Consider the following 17,949-nt stretch of genomic DNA (forward strand, 5'->3'; position numbering starts at 1 on the left):
ACCGCAACGGGAGGGTGTCACCTGTTCGTCGGGAAGCCCAGGTTCACGCCGCCGTGGGACGGGTCGAGCCAGCGCGAGGTGACGACCTTGCCGCGGGTGTAGAAGTGCACGCCCTCGGTGCCGTGCACGTGCGTGTCGCCGAACAACGACGACTTCCAGCCGCCGAAGCTGTAGAACGCCATCGGCACCGGGATCGGCACGTTGATGCCGACCATGCCGACCTCCACCTCGTTCTGGAAGCGCCGCGCGGCGCCGCCGTCGTTGGTGAAGACGGCGGTGCCGTTGCCGAACTCGAGCCCGTTGATCAGCTCAAGCCCCTCCTCGTAGGAGGAGACGCGCACGATCGACAGCACCGGGCCGAAGATCTCCTCGGTGTGGACCCGCGAACCGGCGGGAACGTTGTCGAGCACGGTCGGGCCGAGCCAGAATCCGGGCGTCTCGGCCGCCGGCGTGCCGCCGAGCACCTCCGTCCGCCGCCCGTCCACGACCAGCGTGGCGCCCTCGGAGACGCCGAGGTCCAGGTAGGAGGCGACCTTGTCGCGGTGCGGACCGGTCACCAGCGGGCCCATCTCCGAGCGTGGGTCGTCGCCGGGGCCGATCACGAGCTTGTCCACCCGCTCGACGATCTTCTTGACCAGGTCGTCGCCGACCGGGTCCACGGCCAGCACGACCGAGATCGCCATGCAGCGCTCGCCCGCCGAGCCGAACCCGGCCGAGACCGCCGAGTCGGCCACCAGGTCGAGGTCGGCGTCGGGCAGCACCAGCATGTGGTTCTTGGCCCCGCCCAGCGCCTGGACGCGCTTGCCGTGCGCGGTGCCGGTCTCGTAGACGTAGCGGGCGATCGGCGTGGAGCCGACGAACGAGACCGCCTTCACGTCCGGGTGCTCCAGCAGCCGGTCGACGGCGGCCTTGTCGCCCTGGACGACGTTGAAGACGCCGTCGGGCAGCCCGGCCTCCTGCCACAGCCGCGCCATCAGCAGCGAGGCCGACGGGTCCTTCTCCGACGGCTTGAGGATGAAGGCGTTCCCGCACGCGATCGCGATCGGGTACATCCACATCGGCACCATCGCCGGGAAGTTGAACGGCGTGATCCCCGCCACGACGCCGAGCGGCTGCCGGATCGAGTAGGAGTCGACCCGCGTCGAGACGCCCTCGGAGAAGCCGCCCTTGAGCAGGTGCGGGATGCCGCAGGCGAACTCCACGACCTCCAGGCCGCGCGACACCTCGCCGAGCGCGTCGGAGTGCACCTTGCCGTGCTCGGCGGAGATGAGCGCCGCGATCTCGTCGCGGTGGGCGTACATCAGCTCGCGGAAGCGGAACAGCACCTGCGACCGCTTGACCAGCGAGGAGTCACGCCAGGCCGGGAAGGCCGCGAGGGCCGCGGCGACCGCCGCGTCCACGTCCGCGGCCGTGGCCATCGCGACGGTCCCGCTGACCTCGCCGGTCGCCGGGTTGTAGATCTCCTGGGCACGGCTGCCGCCGTCGGCGAGCGCGCCGTTGATCCAGTGCTTAACGGACTTCATCGTTGATGGTCTCCAGAGCGTCGACGATGATGCCCAGGCCTTCGGCGGCCTCGTCCATCGTCAGGGTGAGCGGCGGGGCCATGCGGATGGCGGTGCCGTACAGGCCGCCCTTGCCCGCGAGCAGGCCCGCCTGCTTGGTGAGCTCCATGAAGCGGCCGGTCATCGCGGGCTCGGCCAGCTCGATGGCGAACATCAGGCCCTTGCCGCGCACGCCGGTGACGATCGGCAGCCGCTCGGCGGCCGCGCGCAGCCCGTCGATGATGTGCGCTCCGGTGCGGGCGGCGTTGGCCTGCAGGTCGTGGTCGAGTACGTAGTCGAGGGTGGCGTTGGCGGCGGCCATGGAGATCGGGTTGCCGCCGAAGGTGGACAGGCCGACCGCGTGCAGGCTGTCCATGAGGTCGCCGCGGGCGACCAGGCCGCCGACGGCGAAGCCGTTGCCGAGGCCCTTGGCGAACGTCATCATGTCGGGCGTCACGCCGTGGTTCTGGATGCCGAAGAACGCGCTGCCGGTACGCCCCCAGCCGGTCTGCACCTCGTCGGAGATGAGCAGGATGCCCTCCTCGTCGAGTACCTCCTTGTAGGCGGCGAACAGCCCGTCGGGCGCCATCGTGAAGCCGCCGACACCCTGGATCGGCTCGGCGATCAGCGCGGCGACGTCCTTGGAGACGCCGGTGGCCAGCACGTGGCGCAGGTCTTCGACGCACACCTTGATGTAGTCGGCGTCCGACAGGCCCTTGAACTGCGACAGGTGCCGGTCGGCGCCGTGCAGGAAGTGCACGTTGAGCGGCGAGAGCGAGTTGTTCTTCCAGGTGCGGTTGCTGGTGACGCTGACCGCGCCGAAGCTGCGGCCGTGATAGCTCTGGCGCATGGCCAGGACCTGGTCGCTCTTGCGGGCGTAGGTGGCCAGGAGGAGGGCGGTCTCGTTGGCCTCGGTGCCGGAGTTGGTGAAGAAGACCTTCGCGTCGGGGATGCCGGAGAGCCGGGCGATCTTCTCGGCCAGCTCGACCTGGCCGCGCAGCAGGTAGACGGTGCTCGTGTGGACGACACCGGTGGCCAGTTGCCGCTCGACGGCCTCGCGTACCTCGGGGACGTCGTATCCGATCATGTTGGTCAGGATGCCGACGAAGAAGTCCAGGTAGCTTTTGCCGTCGCTGTCGACGACGCGGCTGCCCTTGCCGCTGACAATCTCGATGGGCTCGTGGTAATTGAGGGCCAACCAGTTGGGCATCACTGCCCGGTGGCGCGCGAGAAGCTCCGACATGTTCCGAGTATCGCCGCATTCCGGAGCACCTTACACCTGCAACATGTCGGAGTGCAGGCCGGATGCCTTACATGTCGTAACCCTGCGGAAGCCGGGACAGAAGGGCACTTCGCGAGGCACGCTTGAGGTCCCCGCCCTGCGAGGGTTCGATGATCATACGACTGACCGTCCGCGACCCCGAACTGACCGCCGAGCACGACCTCGAAGTGGCGGCCGAGCCGGGCACGAAGCTCTCGACACTGCTCGGCGCGCTGCCGCCGCGGCCCTGTTACGCCGGTTCCGCCAAGCTCGATCCCGAGGCCACCTTCGCCGACGGGCCGCTGGTGTCCGGAATGGTGGTCGGCGTGGGCGAGCCGGCCCGCGACGAGCGGGCCAGACCCGCGGGGGCCACGGGCGGTCTGCGGGTGGTCGGCGGCCCCGACGCCGGGCGGCTCGTCTGGCTCTCGCCCGGCGCGCACGTCGTGGGCAGGGATCGCGACGCCGCCGTCCGCCTCGTGCGCGACCACCGGGTCTCCCGGCTCCACGTCCGCCTTGAGGTGAGCGTGACCGGCGAGCTCACCGTCACCGACCTGGGCTCCACCAACGGCACGCTGGTGGGGGGCGAGCAGGTGAGCGGCTCGGCCCCGCTGCGGCCGGGTGAGGTTCTCCAGGTGGGCGACGATCTGCTGCGCTGGGTGCCGTTGCCGGCCGCCCGGCCGCATGCCGTACGCGGGGCCGACGGCATGATCGCCTTCGACCGCGCGCTCGCCCGCCGGGAGCAGGGAACGGCATCCGATCACGTGCCCGACGAGCTGGACCTGACCCTGGCCGCGCTGCGGGAGGGACCGGGGTTGTGGTCGCGCGACGCCGCCTCCCCCGACGGGCTCATGCTCCGGGTGGGGGTCACGGGTGAGCCCGCCGTACCGGCTGCCGTGGACCTGCGGGAGGCCGGCGTGCTCGGCGTCGTGGGGCCGCGCCCGCCGGCCGACGGGCTGGTGCGCTGGCTGCTGGTGCAGCTCGCCACCCTGCGCGCCCCCGCCGAGCTGCGGCTGGTGATCCTGGCCGAGGAGGGCGGCGAGCATCTGGCCTGGACGCGCTGGCTGCCGCACCTGCGCGGCGGCGGGCGGGTGCCGTGCCTGATCGGTACCACCGAGGAGACGCGGGCCGAGCGCGTGGCCGAACTCCTGGCGCTGATCGCCGACCCGCCGGAGGGCGAGGAGGTGGTCGTGCTGCTCGACGGCGCGCGCTCGCTGCGGGAACTGCCGGGCCTGCGCGAGGTGCTGCGCGACGGCCCCGCCGCCGGCGTGTACACGATCTGCGCCGATCGCCGTGGCATGAGCGAGTGCCGGGCCATCTGCGAGCTCGACGGCACCGACCTGCTGCTCACCCGGCCTGGCGACGGCCTGCCCGCGCCGATCCGGCCCGAGTACGTGGACACGGAGTCGGCCGAGCGCATCGCCCGCGCGCTGGCGCCGCTGCGCGACCGCGCCGAGCCCGACTCGCCCGCGCGGCTGCTGGACCTGCTCGGCATGCAGACGCCCGCCGTGCGCTGGTCGGACGCGCCGGTGACCAAGGTGGTGGTCGGCGCGGCGGTGGCCGGGACCGTCAGCGTGGACGTCGCCGCCGAGTCCCGCCTGCGCCTGGGCGGCGCCGGGCCGGACCTCGCGCGCGCCCTCGTCGCCGCGCTGCTCCTGGCCAATCCGCCGGACGCGCTCGCCCTCGTCCTGGTCGGCGAGAGCCTGCGCCCGTTCGCGACCTGCCCGCACGTGACCGGGTGGTTCCCGGCCTGGGAGCCGCGCATGAGCACGGCCCTGACGGCCGAGGCGCAGCGGCGCACCGCGCTCCTGGCCGCGCACGCCGCCCCGCCGCCCCGCCTGGTGGTGATCGCCGAGGAGGACCACGCGCCACCGCAGCCGGTGGAGAACGCCCAGCTCGGCATGCACCTGGTGCTGGTCACGGCGCTCACCTCCCGCAGCCGCGGCCTCGGCATGATCATGCGGCCGGGCGGCGAGCCACACCTGTTCAGGACCGGCGGGCTCGGCGACCCCCCGCCCGCGTGGGGCGCTCCCGCCCGCGTGCGCGTGGTGTCCTGGGCCGAGCTCGGCGACCCCCGCCCCGCCGATCCGCCCGCCGGCACGCCCACCGACCTGGAGTCCACCCTCGCGGCGATCCTCGGCGCGGCCGAGCGCCGCGGCACCCGGCCGCCGTTCCGCCCCATCCCGCCGCCGCTCCCCGAGCTCCTCCACGATCCGGTACGGCTACCGCCTCCCCCCGCGCCGCGTAACACCCAGGTGGTGCCCTACGGCCTGGCCGACGACCCCGCCCACCAGGCCCAGCCCGTGGCGGCGTTCGACCTGCGCGGCACGGACCGGCTGCTGGTAGCGGGCCGCGCCGGATCCGGCCGTACCACCTTCGCCCGCACGCTCATCAGCGCCCTGACCCGGCACCCCGCCTGGATCTACGCGATCGAGGACAAGCCCGGCGAGCTGGCCGCCTACACCGCCCACTGCGGAGCCGTCGTCTCCCGCGGCGAGCCGGACCGGATCCGCCGCGTCATCACCTGGCTCGCGGGCGAGGCCGAGCGCCGCCTGGCCGCCGGGCCGGGCGATCCGGTGATCGTCCTGGTGGTCGACGGCTGGGAGCGCTTCGAGCGGCCCGACGCGCGATCGCTGATGAGGATCCTGCGCCGCCTGGTCACCAGGGGCCCGGCGGCCGGCATCCACACGGTCGCCGCGGGCCGGCGCGACAACGTGCTGTTCTCCCGCCGGCTGCTGCTCGGGCACGGGCCGCCGGGCAGGGCGGCCGACGCGGCCACCGGCCAGGTGGTCCAGATCGCCGTCCCGGCGCTGCCGCGCACGCCGTTGACGGCCGCGCGGCCGTTCCCGCCGATGCCCGGCAGCGTGGAGCCGGGCGAGCTCGGCCTGGTCACGGGGCTCGCGATCGGCATGGGCGGACAGGACGTGACCACGATCGGTCTGGACCCGCTCGGCGCCGGGCCGCACGCCGTCCTGGTCTCCGGCCCGCCGGGCTCCGGCCGCAGCGGCGCCGCGCTCCTGCTGGCCGGGGCCCTGCTGGAGCGGGGCGTGGACGTCCTGGTGATCGCCCCGCCCGGCTCGCCCGTCGCGGCGCTGGCCGGGGCGCGGGTCCTCACCGGCACGGCCTTCGCCGACGGGGAACTGCGCGCGGCGGTGGCGGGGCGGCAGCGGTTCGCCGTGGTGGTGGACGACTTCGACCAGGTGACCGTCACCGCCGCCGACCGGCCCACACTCCTCGACGAGACCGCCTCCAGCCTGGGCGCGCACGTCCTGGTCCTGGCGGGAGACGCCACGCCGATCCTGGAGGGACGGCCGCACCCACTGGCGCCGGTCGTGACCGAGGTGTTCAGGTCCGGCGCCCGCATCGTGCTGAACCCCCGCGACCGGGCCGCCGCGCTGATCCACGGGCTCGTGCTGGAGAACGACGAGCACGTCCCCGGTCCGCCGGGGCGCGGCTACCTGTCGGTGTCCGGGCGGACCGTGCTGGTTCAGCTCGCGCGTGGGTCGAGCGCGTAGTCGATGCGCTCGACAAGCTGCGACAGCCCGTCGTACAGGTAGACGGTGTGGTTGCCGTCGGCGTCCCTGACCGAGGTGCCGCGTGACTCGTACTCCAGCGCGAGCTCCTGGGGGCCGGACGCGTGTACGCACCGGCCGAGGGCGTCGTAGGTGTAGGCGTGCCGGTGGCCGTCGTCCCATTCGGTGACGCGGCCGGCCCGGTCGTACGCGAAGTGCCGTACCAGTCCCGGGCAGGCGGCCTCCGTCAGGTTGCCCGCCCGGTCGTAGGTGTAGGCGGCCAGGAGCTCGTTGCGCCGCCGGATCGCGACGACGCGGCCCGCGGCGGTCTCGACGTCCAGGGCGCGGCCCGCGGCGTTCACCACCTCGGCCGGGGCGCCGTCCGGGCCGTGGCGCAGCTCGATCCGGCCGCCGTCAGGGCCGTCCACCGCGGTCAGCGGGAGGCGGTCACCGGCGCCGGTGTAGTGCGTGGTCAGGCCGGTGCCGGGGTCGGTGACGGCGTAGCCGTACCGGATCCTGCTCAGGCGGGCGCGCCCGGCGCGCTCGCCCGGCGGCGGGCAGGCGGCCACGGACCCGTCGCCGGGATGCGGGAACAGGCGCGCGGCGCCGTCGGCGGCGAACACGTGCACGCCGTCGGCGTGAACCTCCGCCCGCTGGTCGAAGGTGGAGGTCCACGCCGGGCCGAACCACCGTCCGTCCCCGTGACCGGACCGGTGCACGCGCCGCAGTTCCAGCGCGGGCGGTCCGGGCAGGTCCAGGTCGTGCTGCGGCAGGATCACCGTGCCGGTCGCGTAGTGGATCGGTCCGGCGTGTGCGGACGCGCGGTCCGATCCAGCCCCCGATGCGACCGCCTCCCGCGCACCCATGGACCATCCCCCCCAGAACGGAATTCGGCTGCCCCGTTGTACGCACCCCGCCCACCCGGCGGTTCAATTCCCGAGCAAGATTTTTCCGGGCCCCCTAGGGGGAATCCCGTGCACCTGTCGGTGTACGCCGCCGCCACCCACTACCGCGGCTGAGGCACGGCAAGAGCCGCCTGCGGGCCGACGACCGGAAGGGGGCCGATCACCCACTATCGGATCATCACCACGAACAAGGAGATCCGATGACGAACACCGCCACGCTTACCCGCCCTGACGTCCACCCCGGCCCGCCGAAGCTCGACCGCGACCAGTTGCGCCGCGCCCAGCAGGAGACGCTGGACACCCCGCGCATGAAGTACAGCCTGCTGGCCAAGATGATGTTCAAGCCGGTCGACATCATGTACGGCAAGGAAGGCTCGTTCACCAAGTTCGCCATGCTCGAGATCATCGCCCGCGTGCCGTACCAGGCGTGGGAGCGCATGGGCTACTGGGCGGTCCACCGTCACCGCACCCGCTCCGGGCTGGCCAGACGGGTCTTCGAGCGGATCGTCGAGGCCCGCTCCGACCAGGACAACGAGCAGTTCCACCTGCTGATCATGGAAGACCTGATCGACCGGCAGGGGCTCAAGCGCAACTGGCTGCTGCACCGCGCGGCGCCGTGGCTGATCGCACTGTTCTACTACCACGTCTCGTGGATGCTGTTCCTGGTCAGGCCCGACTGGAGCTACCGGCTGAACGCCGAGTTCGAGGACCACGCCGAGCACGAGTACATGACGTTCGTGGCCGAGAACCCGGACCTGGAGTTCGTGCCCGACCCCGGCACCTACGCCGACGAGTACGGCCGCTACCGCTCGGTGGCCGACCTGCTGCGCCAGATCGGCCACGACGAGCGGGTGCACAAGCTCGACAGCCTGGAGAACATGCGCGAGCCGCGCGTGGCGGCCTAACCGATGGCCGCCTCGACGGACTGCTCCGCCCGCTTGGGAGCGGGCGTACGCAGGACCGCGAGCGCGAGCACGGCGGCCAGGAGGCAGAAGACCGCGCCGATCCAGGATCCGACGTGCATCGCGGTGGTGAAGGCCTCGCGGGCGGGGCCTTCCCAGCCGCCCATCCTGAGCGCCTCGCCGATCGACGCCCTGGCCTGGGCGGGCGCGCTCTCCGGCATCGCTGAGGTGTACACCCCGGCCAGGACGCTGCCGAGCACGGCGATGCTGAGGGCCATGCCGACCTGCTGGACGGTGTCGTTCATGGCCGAGCCGACACCGGCGTGCTCCACCGGGATCGCGCCCATGAGCGTCGCGTAGGCCGCCGGACCGGCCAGGCCGCCGCCGATGCCCATGACCACGAGGCCGGCCAGCATGGGCCCGTACCCGGTGGTGACCGCGAGGATGACGAACCCGGCGGCGAGCACGAGCAGCCCCGAGGAGATGAGCGCCCGGTTGCTCACCCGCTGCCCCAGAGCCGCGCCGGCCGCGTTGAAGACGGTCGCCGCGATCACGTACGGCACCAGCGCCAGCCCCGCCTGCATGGCCCCGTACCCGAGGACGAACTGCAGATACTGCGTGAGCATGAGCATCAGCGCGCCCGCCCCGAAGGACATGAGCAGGATCGAGAAGGAAGCGCCGCTGAAGTTGCGCTGCCTGAACAGTTCCAGCGGCATCATCGGATGGTCGGAGCGCCGCTCCCAGACGAAGAAGGCGGCGAGCGCGAGCACGGCCAGGGCGATCGCGACGACGTTCCACTCCCGCTCGATGATGACGTAGACGGCCGAGGTGAGGCCGACGACGGACAGGACCACGCCGACCGGGTCGATCTTGCGGGCCGGGGCCTTCGACTCGGGCATGAGGACGATCGCGGCGATGATCGCCAGCACCGCGATCGGCACGTTGATGAGGAAGACCGAGGCCCAGCCCCAGTTCTCCAGCATGAGGCCGCCCAGCGTGGGCCCGGCCACGACGCCGATCATCGACGTGGCGCCCCAGGCGGCCATGGCCTTGCGGCGTTCCTCCGCGTCGAAGACGGTGATGAGGATGGACAGGGTCGAGGGCATGAGCACCGATCCGCCAACGCCCATGAGCGTCCGCATGGCGATGAGGTGCCACGGCTCGCTCACCAGGATCGCGAGGGCGGAGGCGCCGCCGAACAACGCGAGGCCGATGACCAGCATCTTCCTGCGGCCGAAACGGTCGGACAGGCTTCCGGCGGTGAGCAGCAACCCGGCGAAGACCAGCACGTAGGCGTCCAGGATCCACTGGATCTCGGAGGGCGTCGCGCCCAGATCCCGCACGAGGGTCGGGATGGCCAGGTTCAGCACGGTCCCGTCGACGGCCAGCACGAGCGTGGCCAGGCAGAGTACAGCGAGAGTCCACCAGCGGCGGGGGTCTCGCACAGTGTTCGATTCCACTCGCACACTGTACGACACTTCTCGCACAGTGTGCGAGAGCATTTATCCTGGAGTGGTGACCAAGCAGTTCACCTCCGTCTGGACCCGCGAACCACGCTCGCCGAGGTCCTCGCCCGGCCTGAGCCGCGAGCAGATCGTCCGCGCCGCCCTGGAACTCCTCGACGCCGAAGGCACCGACGGGCTCAGCATGCGCAAGCTGGGCGCCAAGCTCGACGCCGGGGCGACCAGCATCTACTGGTACGTCGCCAACAAGGACGAGCTCATGGAGCTCGCCTACGACGAGATCTGGGCGGACATGGAGGTGGCCGACCCGGACCAGATCAGCTGGCGCTACTCCGCCGCCACGTTCGGCAAGGGCATGCGGCAGGCCATCCTCCGGCATCCCTGGGCGGCCCGCCTCATCGGCCGCCTGCCGGCCATCGGCCCCAACGCGCTGCGCGTCACCGACCGGCTGCGCAAGGCCTTCACCCAGGCGGGCTTCAGAGGCCTGGAGATCGACTACGCGGCGAGCACCCTCACCAGCTACGTCTTCGGTATGACGATCCCCGAGGCGGTCTGGAACGAGTACATCAACGAGCGGCAGCCCGACATGGACGGCATGCGCCAGGCCGTGGTGGCCGCGGTGGCCGGCTACCCGGAGATGCAGGCACTCGTCAAGGACATGCAGGCCCACGACCCCCAGGAGATCCGCGCGATGAGTTTCGACTTCGGCCTGTACACGGTGCTCGACGGTCTTGAGGCGCGCCTGGTCACGTAGCAGGATTCCGGTCATGAGCGATTTCCGAGCCGCGCGCGACCTGCTGCTCCAGTCCGACTACGACACCGCCCGCCGCGACTTCCGCTGGCCCGACCTTCCGGAGTTCAACTGGGCGCTGGACTGGTTCGACGGCGTACTGGCGGCCGAGTCGCCGGACGCGGTCGCCCTGAACATCGTCGGCAAGGTCTCCTACACCTTCGCCGAGCTGTCAGAACGCTCCAACCGGGTGGCCAACGGGCTGCGCTCGGCCGGGGTACGGCGCGGCGACCGGATCCTGCTCATGCTGGGCAACCAGGCGGAGCTGTGGGAGTCGATGCTGGCCGCGATCAAGCTTGGCGCGGTCGTCATCCCGGCCACCACGCTGCTGACCGCCAAGGACATCGAGGAGCGGGTCGCCCGGGGCGGCGTGGCGCATGTCATCGCCAATGCCGCCGACGCGGAGAAGTTCACCAGCGAGGCGTACACGAAGATCTCCGTCGGCGCGGCCGACGGCTGGCGGACCTACTCCTACGGCGAGCCGGACTTCACCCCCGACGGGCCGACGCTCGCGAGCGACACCATGCTGCTCTACTTCACCTCGGGCACGACCTCGCAGCCCAAACTGGTCGAGCACACGCACGCCTCCTACCCGGCCGGGCACCTGTCCACGATGTTCTGGATCGGGCTGCGGCCCGGCGACGTGCACCTCAACATCTCCTCGCCGGGCTGGGCCAAGCACGCCTGGAGCAACGTCTTCGCGCCGTGGAACGCGGGGGCGACCGTGCTGGTCCACGACTACCAGCGTTTCTCCGCGCAGGCGCTGCTCGAAGTGCTGCGTGACGAGCGGGTGACGACGTTCTGCGCGCCGCCGACGGTGTGGCGCATGCTCATCCAGGAGGACCTCGCCGCGTGGCAGCTCTCCCTGCGTACGGCCGTCGCCGCGGGCGAGCCGCTCAACCCGGAGATCATCGACCAGGTCGCCAAGGCGTGGGGCCTGACCATCCGCGACGGCTACGGCCAGACCGAGACGACCGCCCAGATCGGCAACGTACCCGGCGTACCGGTCAAGCCCGGCTCGATGGGCCGCGCGCTGCCCGGCTACGACGTGGTCCTGCTCGACCCGGTCACTGGCGAGCCGGGCGCCGACGGCGAGATCTGCCTGCCCCTGGACGAGCGCCGCCCGCTCGGCCTGATGACCCGCTACGTCGGCCAGGACCCGGGCACCGCCGACGGCTACTACCACACCGGCGACGTGGCCACCCGGGACGCCGACGGCTACATCACCTATGTCGGGCGCACCGACGACGTGTTCAAGGCCTCGGACTATCGCATCTCGCCGTTCGAGCTGGAGAGCGTGCTGCTGGAGCACGAAGCGGTCGCGGAGGCCGCGGTGGTGCCCGCCCCCGATCCGGTACGGCTGGCCGTACCGAAGGCCTATGTGACCCTCGCGCCCGGGTACGAGCCGACGGAGGAGACCGCGCGGGCGATCTTCGAGCACTCGCGGCGGGAACTGGCGCCCTACAAGCGGATCAGGCGGCTGGAGTTCGGCGAGCTGCCCAAGACGATCTCCGGCAAGATCCGCCGGGTCGAGCTGCGCGAGCAGGCGGCGGATCGGGAGTTCACCGAGGAGTCCTTCCGTTAACCGCCTGACGGACAAATCCCAGGAAGAGCACCATTTCCCCTATAGCATCTTGTAAGGGTCCAGGTGTCCATAATTACAGGCTGATCGGATAGGCTCGGGCCGTGCTGCCCACTCTCGCCGATGTCCTGGCCTTGGAGACCGTACGCCGGGGGAACCCGCGTGTGGTCGCCGGGGCCGATCGGCTCGACACCAAGGTGCGGTGGGTGCACGTCGGGGAGATCGCCGACATCGCGCACCTGCTGCGCGGTGGCGAACTCGTCCTCACCACGGGCGTGGCCCTGCCCGACGACCCCGAGAAGCTCGCCGACTACATCGCCGAGCTCGCCCAGGTCGGCGCGTCGGGGCTGGTCGTCGAGCTCGGCCGCCGGTTCGTCCGCGAACTGCCCCGAGCCGTGATCAAGTCCGCCGAGGAGCACGGGCTGCCGGTGATCGTGCTGACCCGCGAGACGCCGTTCGTGCAGATCACCGAGTCGGTGCACGCCTGGATCATCGACAACCAGCTGGAGGAGCTGCGCGCCTCCGAGCAGCTGCACGAGGTGTTCACCGAGCTGTCGGTCGAAGGCGCCTCGCCGGCCGACGTGCTCGCCCAGGTCGCGCGGCTGTCGAACCGGCCCGTCCTCCTGGAGAACCTCGCCCACCAGGTGCTCGCCTGCGAGTCCGCCGGCCGCGACATCGGCGCGCTGCTCGCCGGCTGGGAGACCAGGTCGCGCGCCGTGGCCCCCGCCGACCGGACCGCCTACGACCCCGCCTCCGGCTGGCTGGTCACCACCGTCGGCGCCCGCGGCCAGGACTGGGGCCGGCTGATCCTGCTCTGCGACGTACCGCCCGGACCGCGCGACATGGTGCTGGCCGAACGCGCCGCCACCACCCTCGCCCTCGGCCGCCTCCTCGAACGCCACCAGGAATCCCTCGAACGCCAGGCCCACGGCACGATCATCACCGGCATCCTCACCCACGCCTACTCCGACCCCGACGAGGCCGCCGCCCGCGCCCGCGCCGTCGGCGTCCCGCTCACCGGCCGCAAGCTGATCAGCGTCGTCATCCGGCCGACCGAACCCGTCGACCAGGCACTCGACGGCCAGGCCCAGCTCGGCGAACTGGCCGAGGCCACCGCCGCCGCCTGCCGCGACGCCCGGCTGCCCGCGCTGGTCGGCGCCCTCGACCAGGACCGGGTCGGCGTCCTGCTGCCGCTGCCGCCACGTACCCACGCGGAACCCGCGCTGACCACGCTCGCCGACCGGCTGCGCATGCTGTGGAAGCCCGGCTCCGCCTTCGTCCTCGCGGCGGGTTCCGTCGTCGAGTCGATCCGCGACGTGCGGCGCAGCTTTTTAGAGGCCGAACAGGTGGCCGACGTCGCCGTTCGCCAGCCCGACGGCCGCGCCTACTACCGGCTGCCCGATCTGCGCCTGCGCGGCCTGCTCCACCTGCTGCGCGACGACGCCAGAATGCAGACCTTCGCCGAACGCGAACTCGGCGCGCTCCTGGCCCACGACGCCCAGCGCGGCGGCGACCTCACCAGAATCCTGCGCATCTACCTGGACGCCGGCCGCAACAAGGCGGTCGCCGCCCAGAAAGCCCACCTGTCCAGGCCCGCGTTCTACGATCGGCTGCGCCGGCTGGAGCGCATCCTGGACACCGACCTGGACGATGTCGAGTCGTGCCTGTCGCTGCACGTGGCGTTGCTGGCGCTGGAGTCATTCCGTCGCGAGAATCGCTGAAGCAAACCGGACCAAGGACGTTCATGCCTGACCTCTTCGTGCCCGAGCCCGCCGCGCTGGGCCCCATGCTCGCCACCGCGGGCGCGTTCGCCGTCCCCGTCCACGAGGTACGGCTGACGCCCGACGAACTCCACCCCGACCAGATCGTCGCCGGCGACCCCGCCACCTCCTCCATGGACCTCGGCAACGGACGCGGCATCTGGGAGATCACACCCGGCGTGGTCACCGACGTGGAGACGGACGAGATGTTCGTGGTGTTGTCGGGGCGGGCGACGATCGCGGTCGAGGGCGGAACCACGATCGAGGTGGGGCCGGGGGATGTGGCATTGCTGGCAGACGGCGCGAAGACCACGTGGATCGTCCACGAAACCCTCCGCAAGGTCTACCAATCCCGCTAACCCACCAGACTCCCCCACCCCCTTCCCACCTCCCGGCCCAGCCCCGAGCCTGACCCCCAAGCCACCCCCAGGCCCGGCCCCCTGGCCACCCTCGCGCCACCTCCCCGCCCAGCACCTCGGACCAACTCCCGGCTGACGCCCCTTGCCACCTCCCGCGACATCACCCCTTAGCCGCCCTTCGCACCTTTGCCCTGATTGCCGCCTTCCACCACCGGCAAGGGGGATTCCGGCGGCCTTCACCGCCGGTGGGCGTTTACCCTCAGGGTTTCGGACAGGGCACAGGGTCCTTCAGAAGCCCATAGCCTGCCGTACCTCCTCAAGGGTGTGGGTGGCGCGCTCGCGGGCCGTGGCGTTGCCCTCGCGCAGGACCGCCCGCACGGCCCCCTCGTCCAGGTCGGCGCGGCGCTTCCTGATCGGGCGCAGGAAGTCGTTGACCGCGTCCGTGGTGACGGACTTGAGGCGGGCGGCGCCGCCGTCCCCGATCTCCTCGGCGAGTTCCCGCGGCGGGCGGTCCTGGCACAGCCCGGCCAGCGTGAGCAGGCCAGAAACCCCCGGCCGCCGTTCCTCGTCGAACGTGATGCGCCGGTCGGCGTCGGTGACCGCGCGGCGGATCAGCGCGGCCGTCTCGTCCTCGGTGGCCTTGAGCGGGATGGAGTTGCCCCGGCTCTTGCTCATCTTGCCGCCGTCGAGCCCCTTGAGGCTGGGCTGCGCGCCCATCATCGCCTCCGGAACGGGAAAAACCATCCCATACCGCTCGTTGAAGCGCCGCGCCACGAGCCGCGTCACCTCCACGTGCGGCAACTGGTCCCGGCCGACCGGCACCAGCGTGCCCTTGCAGAACAGGATGTCGGCCGCCTGATGCACCGGATAGGTGAACATCAGCCCACTCACCGCGCTCTGCGAACTGTGCAGGATCTCGTCCTTGACTGTCGGGTTCCGCTGCAGTTCGGCCATCGACACCAGGCTCAGGAACGGCAGCAGCAACTGGTTCAGCTCCGGCACCGCGCTGTGCTGGAAGATCGTCACCTTGGCCGGGTCGAGCCCGATCGCGAGATAGTCGAGCAGCAGCTCCGTGATGTTGCGCTGGACCTCCCCGGGCAGGTCACGGTCGGTGATCACCTGATAGTCGGCGACGAGCACGTACATCCGGTGCCGATGCTGCAGCTCCACCCGATTGGCGAGCGAGCCGAAGTAGTGACCGAGATGGAGCGGACCGGTCGGCCGATCGCCGGTCAACACGACGTGGTTCATTCTGGGATTCCTTTCCGGACGTCCCCAGACACCACAAAAGGCCGTCCTGGGGACGGCCTTTTCGCATGCGAAGGTCAGCGGCCGCCGGGCGGCCGCCACCACATGCTGATTCGGGTCATGACTCCATTGTAGGCGCAAGCCGTACAGGACCCAGATTCTGTACGGCTTGCGCCGGCTCGTGACTACCTGCGGTGATCGTGCGACATGTCGGCGTGGATGGTGTCGTCTGCGCAGATGTACAGATCCCACCGACGGGGACGCGCCACGAACGCGCCCAGGATGAAGCCCAGAACGACGCTCGCGAAGATCACAAGGAGGATGCTCAGCCCCATAACGGCTGCCTCTCGGGGAAAGTTCGTGCCGCTCGAAATACGGCCTACCGAAAGGTAACCCCGGCCGGTCCTGTGGCGCAGCAGAATCCCATGTACTCCCCCATATTGACCATTCAATCGCCGCAGGCATGGGCCCTTTCGCTAGTTGCTGATGTCAATCTCGTAACCACGGGCGTGTTCCCACACCCCGGCCAAGCGGGAGCGCCAGGATAGTCCGGATTGTTATCGGCACCCTGGAGTCTTTTGATGTCTCGACGCACCCTCGTCGTCGGCCTGTCCCTGGCCACCGCGATCACGGCTGCCACCGTGCCAGTCGCCGCCAAGGAGCTGGCGGTGACGTTCCCCTCCTCCAAGTTCCCCTTGGGAACGGCCACCGTACCGACCAAGACGCAGAAAGCGGTCGCCGGTGGCATCGACATGTACAAGGTCCGGGCCGGCACCGCCACCCAGGGCTACAGCGTCAGCGTGATCATGCCCAGCGGCCGCGACTACGGCACCCGCGCGACCGCCGATGCCAAGGCCGCCGAGGTCGAGGCCGCCGGCCAGATCCCCAGCGTCCAGCAGTTCATCCGCCCCGCCGTGGCCGACGCCCCGGCCCAGGAGATCTTCATGGTCCGGGTCGGCCTCTGGTCCTTGCAGGACAAGAAGAAGGCGGAAGAGACCGTCAAGGCCCTGAAGGACGCGGGCATCAAGTCCAAGGTCGACTACCTCGGCGACGACGGCGTCGACACGACCGGCCCGTGGAACATGAACGTCCTCATGATCGACGCAAAGAAGTTCCGCGGCTCGTACGGCGCCAGCCTCGGCACCAGCGTCGCCAAGCGTGAGACGACCTCCGCCATGGCCAAGGCGGCAGGCGCCCTGGCCGCGATCAACGGCGGCTTCTTCAACATCCACGCCTCGAAGGCGCTGCGCGGAGACCCCCTCGGCGCTTCGGTGGTGGCGGGCAAGCTCCTGAGCGAACCCGTCCCCGGCCGCGCCGCCATCGTCCTGAGAGGCCGCAAGGCCAGCATCACCGAGCTGAAGTCCACCATCACTTCCGTGTCCCAGGACGGCCAGGCCCTCAACGTCAACGGCATCAACCGCCCCACCGCGGTCGACGAACTAGTCCTTTACACGGAGGAATGGGGCGCCAAGACCCCCGCCGACGGCGGCACCGACGTCGTCCTGGACGCCAACGGCAAGGTGGTCGCCGTACGCGCCGCAGGCGCCGCGGTCCCGGCCGGCCACCGAGTCCTGCACGGTGCGGGCGCGGCGGCCGAATGGCTGGGCCAGCACGCCATGGACGGCTGGACCGTCAAGATCGACACCAAGCTGGTGGACCTGCGCACCGGCAAGCGCCTGGCCCTCACCCCCAACCTGAACGTGGTCGCCGGCGGCGTCGGCCTCGTCCGCAACGGCCGGGTCAAGGTCATGGCCAAGCGCGACGGGCACGACTCGGTCAACATGATCCTCCGCCGGCACCCGCGTACCCTCGCCGGCGTCACCAGAAACGGCAGCCTGATCCTCGCCACCGTGGACGGCCGCAAGCCCGGCGAGACCGTGGGGGCCAACATGCTGGAGGCAGCCCAGCTGATGCGCTGGCTGGGCGCCGTCCAGGCAATCAACCTGGACGGAGGCGGTTCTACGGCGATGGTCGTAAAGAACAAGGTCGTCAACAAGCCTTCGGACGGCGCCGAACGAGCCGTGGGCGACGCCCTGCTAGTCCTCCCCAAGTAGCCAGAAGGGGGCGCCCAACCACCCACCGGGCGCCCCCCACCCTCGCTCCAACCCAGCAACACACGAGCCACGCGTGGTCGTGCCTTGGTAGCCCGTCCACGTTGCGCCGAACACGCCCGCTCAGCCTTTCACCGCACCGGTGCCAGACAAGCGGCGGGACGGAGCTGAGCGCCGTGCACGTTGCGCCGTTCACGTCCGCGGAGAGTGCTCGCCGCACCGGCGCTTGACAAGCGTCGAGGAGGGCGACGCGGATGGGAGGCGGGTGGGAGGCGAGGCGGGCGGGGAGGGGCTGCAAGCCCTTGCCGGTGCAGGGTGGGAGGCGGTAAGCCCCCGCCGGTGCAGGGTGGGGGCGGTGAGCCGTCGCCAGCGCCTCGGGGAAACCCAGCGCCTCGGGGGAACGCGAAAAGGGGGCCACCCCGCGACGGCGGGACAGCCCCTTCGGAACGCGAAAAAGGGGCCCGACCGGATCGGTCGGGCCCCTTCTCCTCTTGCATGTTTTTGTGCGGCGGTGACCTACTCTCCCACACCCTCCCGAGTGCAGTACCATCGGCGCTGGGAAGCTTAACTTCCGGGTT

General features: G+C 71.1%; 13 protein-coding genes. 7 read left to right on the forward strand and 6 right to left on the reverse strand.

Going from position 1 to position 17,949, the window contains the following annotated elements:
* Positions 1–17 precede the first annotated feature (17 nt).
* Both ACFWY5_RS36045 and ACFWY5_RS36050 read right to left on the reverse strand, forming a co-directional pair.
* Positions 18–1,523 (reverse strand): CoA-acylating methylmalonate-semialdehyde dehydrogenase, encoded by a 1,506-nt coding sequence (locus tag ACFWY5_RS36045; RefSeq protein WP_379637322.1) that lies wholly within the window; start codon positions 1,521–1,523, stop codon positions 18–20.
* Entirely contained in the window at positions 1,510–2,784 is a 1,275-nt protein-coding gene (locus ACFWY5_RS36050) for an aspartate aminotransferase family protein (protein WP_379637324.1), read from the reverse strand. Before ACFWY5_RS36050 ends, ACFWY5_RS36045 begins: the two co-directional genes overlap by 14 nt.
* Before the next feature lie 149 nt (positions 2,785–2,933).
* Between ACFWY5_RS36050 and ACFWY5_RS36055 the strand changes: the two genes are divergently transcribed.
* Positions 2,934–6,314: an FHA domain-containing protein gene (locus ACFWY5_RS36055; RefSeq protein ID WP_379637326.1), complete on the forward strand. Its 3,381-nt coding sequence runs from the start codon at positions 2,934–2,936 to the stop codon at positions 6,312–6,314.
* On the opposite strand, the gene ACFWY5_RS36060 is transcribed toward ACFWY5_RS36055, so the two are convergent.
* Positions 6,287–7,177: a DUF6531 domain-containing protein gene (locus ACFWY5_RS36060; protein ID WP_379637328.1), complete on the reverse strand. Its 891-nt coding sequence runs from the start codon at positions 7,175–7,177 to the stop codon at positions 6,287–6,289. The genes ACFWY5_RS36055 and ACFWY5_RS36060 overlap by 28 nt on opposite strands.
* Positions 7,178–7,416: 239 nt before the next feature.
* Here ACFWY5_RS36060 and ACFWY5_RS36065 point away from each other — a divergent pair, with 239 nt between their 5' ends.
* The gene (locus ACFWY5_RS36065; RefSeq protein ID WP_379637330.1) at positions 7,417–8,121 is read left to right on the forward strand and encodes an alternative oxidase; all 705 of its coding nucleotides are present in this window, start codon (positions 7,417–7,419) and stop codon (positions 8,119–8,121) included.
* Here the strand turns inward: ACFWY5_RS36065 and ACFWY5_RS36070 are convergent.
* Complete coding sequence (locus ACFWY5_RS36070) at positions 8,118–9,578, reverse strand: MFS transporter (protein WP_379637333.1); 1,461 nt, start codon at positions 9,576–9,578, stop codon at positions 8,118–8,120. The two genes, ACFWY5_RS36065 and ACFWY5_RS36070, sit on opposite strands and share 4 nt — an antisense overlap.
* Positions 9,579–9,633: 55 nt before the next feature.
* Here ACFWY5_RS36070 and ACFWY5_RS36075 point away from each other — a divergent pair, with 55 nt between their 5' ends.
* From ACFWY5_RS36075 to ACFWY5_RS36090, 4 genes are all read left to right on the forward strand, one after another.
* On the forward strand, positions 9,634–10,335 hold the full coding sequence (locus ACFWY5_RS36075) for a TetR/AcrR family transcriptional regulator (protein ID WP_379620476.1): 702 nt from the start codon (positions 9,634–9,636) through the stop codon (positions 10,333–10,335).
* Between the two features lie 13 nt (positions 10,336–10,348).
* The gene (locus ACFWY5_RS36080) at positions 10,349–11,956 is read left to right on the forward strand and encodes an AMP-binding protein (protein ID WP_379637335.1); all 1,608 of its coding nucleotides are present in this window, start codon (positions 10,349–10,351) and stop codon (positions 11,954–11,956) included.
* Positions 11,957–12,057: 101 nt separating this feature from the next.
* Positions 12,058–13,674 (forward strand): PucR family transcriptional regulator, encoded by a 1,617-nt coding sequence (locus ACFWY5_RS36085; RefSeq protein ID WP_379620472.1) that lies wholly within the window; start codon positions 12,058–12,060, stop codon positions 13,672–13,674.
* Positions 13,675–13,697: 23 nt separating this feature from the next.
* Entirely contained in the window at positions 13,698–14,072 is a 375-nt protein-coding gene (locus tag ACFWY5_RS36090; RefSeq protein ID WP_184967307.1) for a cupin domain-containing protein, read from the forward strand.
* Between the two features lie 288 nt (positions 14,073–14,360).
* On the opposite strand, the gene trpS is transcribed toward ACFWY5_RS36090, so the two are convergent.
* Both trpS and ACFWY5_RS36100 read right to left on the reverse strand, forming a co-directional pair.
* Positions 14,361–15,323 carry a tryptophan--tRNA ligase gene (gene trpS / locus ACFWY5_RS36095; RefSeq protein WP_379637337.1) on the reverse strand — a complete coding sequence of 321 codons (963 nt, stop codon included), beginning with the start codon at positions 15,321–15,323 and terminating at the stop codon, positions 14,361–14,363.
* Between the two features lie 182 nt (positions 15,324–15,505).
* Positions 15,506–15,655 (reverse strand): hypothetical protein, encoded by a 150-nt coding sequence (locus ACFWY5_RS36100; RefSeq protein WP_379620467.1) that lies wholly within the window; start codon positions 15,653–15,655, stop codon positions 15,506–15,508.
* 246 nt (positions 15,656–15,901) lie between these two features.
* Between ACFWY5_RS36100 and ACFWY5_RS36105 the strand changes: the two genes are divergently transcribed.
* Entirely contained in the window at positions 15,902–17,374 is a 1,473-nt protein-coding gene (locus tag ACFWY5_RS36105; RefSeq protein WP_379637339.1) for a phosphodiester glycosidase family protein, read from the forward strand.
* Positions 17,375–17,949 lie beyond the last annotated feature (575 nt).

The organism is Nonomuraea sp. NPDC059007 (genome assembly GCF_042740555.1).
GTDB lineage: Bacteria > Actinomycetota > Actinomycetes > Streptosporangiales > Streptosporangiaceae > Nonomuraea.

Coding starts and splice junctions, on each gene's coding strand:
- ACFWY5_RS36045 (WP_379637322.1), bottom strand. CDS start 1,523: ATGAAGTCCGTTAAGCACTGGATCAACGGCGCGCTCGCCGACGGCGGC.
- ACFWY5_RS36050 (WP_379637324.1), bottom strand. CDS start 2,784: ATGTCGGAGCTTCTCGCGCGCCACCGGGCAGTGATGCCCAACTGGTTG.
- ACFWY5_RS36055 (WP_379637326.1), top strand. CDS start 2,934: ATGATCATACGACTGACCGTCCGCGACCCCGAACTGACCGCCGAGCAC.
- ACFWY5_RS36060 (WP_379637328.1), bottom strand. CDS start 7,177: ATGGGTGCGCGGGAGGCGGTCGCATCGGGGGCTGGATCGGACCGCGCG.
- ACFWY5_RS36065 (WP_379637330.1), top strand. CDS start 7,417: ATGACGAACACCGCCACGCTTACCCGCCCTGACGTCCACCCCGGCCCG.
- ACFWY5_RS36080 (WP_379637335.1), top strand. CDS start 10,349: ATGAGCGATTTCCGAGCCGCGCGCGACCTGCTGCTCCAGTCCGACTAC.
- ACFWY5_RS36090 (WP_184967307.1), top strand. CDS start 13,698: ATGCCTGACCTCTTCGTGCCCGAGCCCGCCGCGCTGGGCCCCATGCTC.
- trpS (WP_379637337.1), bottom strand. CDS start 15,323: ATGAACCACGTCGTGTTGACCGGCGATCGGCCGACCGGTCCGCTCCAT.
- ACFWY5_RS36100 (WP_379620467.1), bottom strand. CDS start 15,655: ATGGGGCTGAGCATCCTCCTTGTGATCTTCGCGAGCGTCGTTCTGGGC.
- ACFWY5_RS36105 (WP_379637339.1), top strand. CDS start 15,902: ATGTCTCGACGCACCCTCGTCGTCGGCCTGTCCCTGGCCACCGCGATC.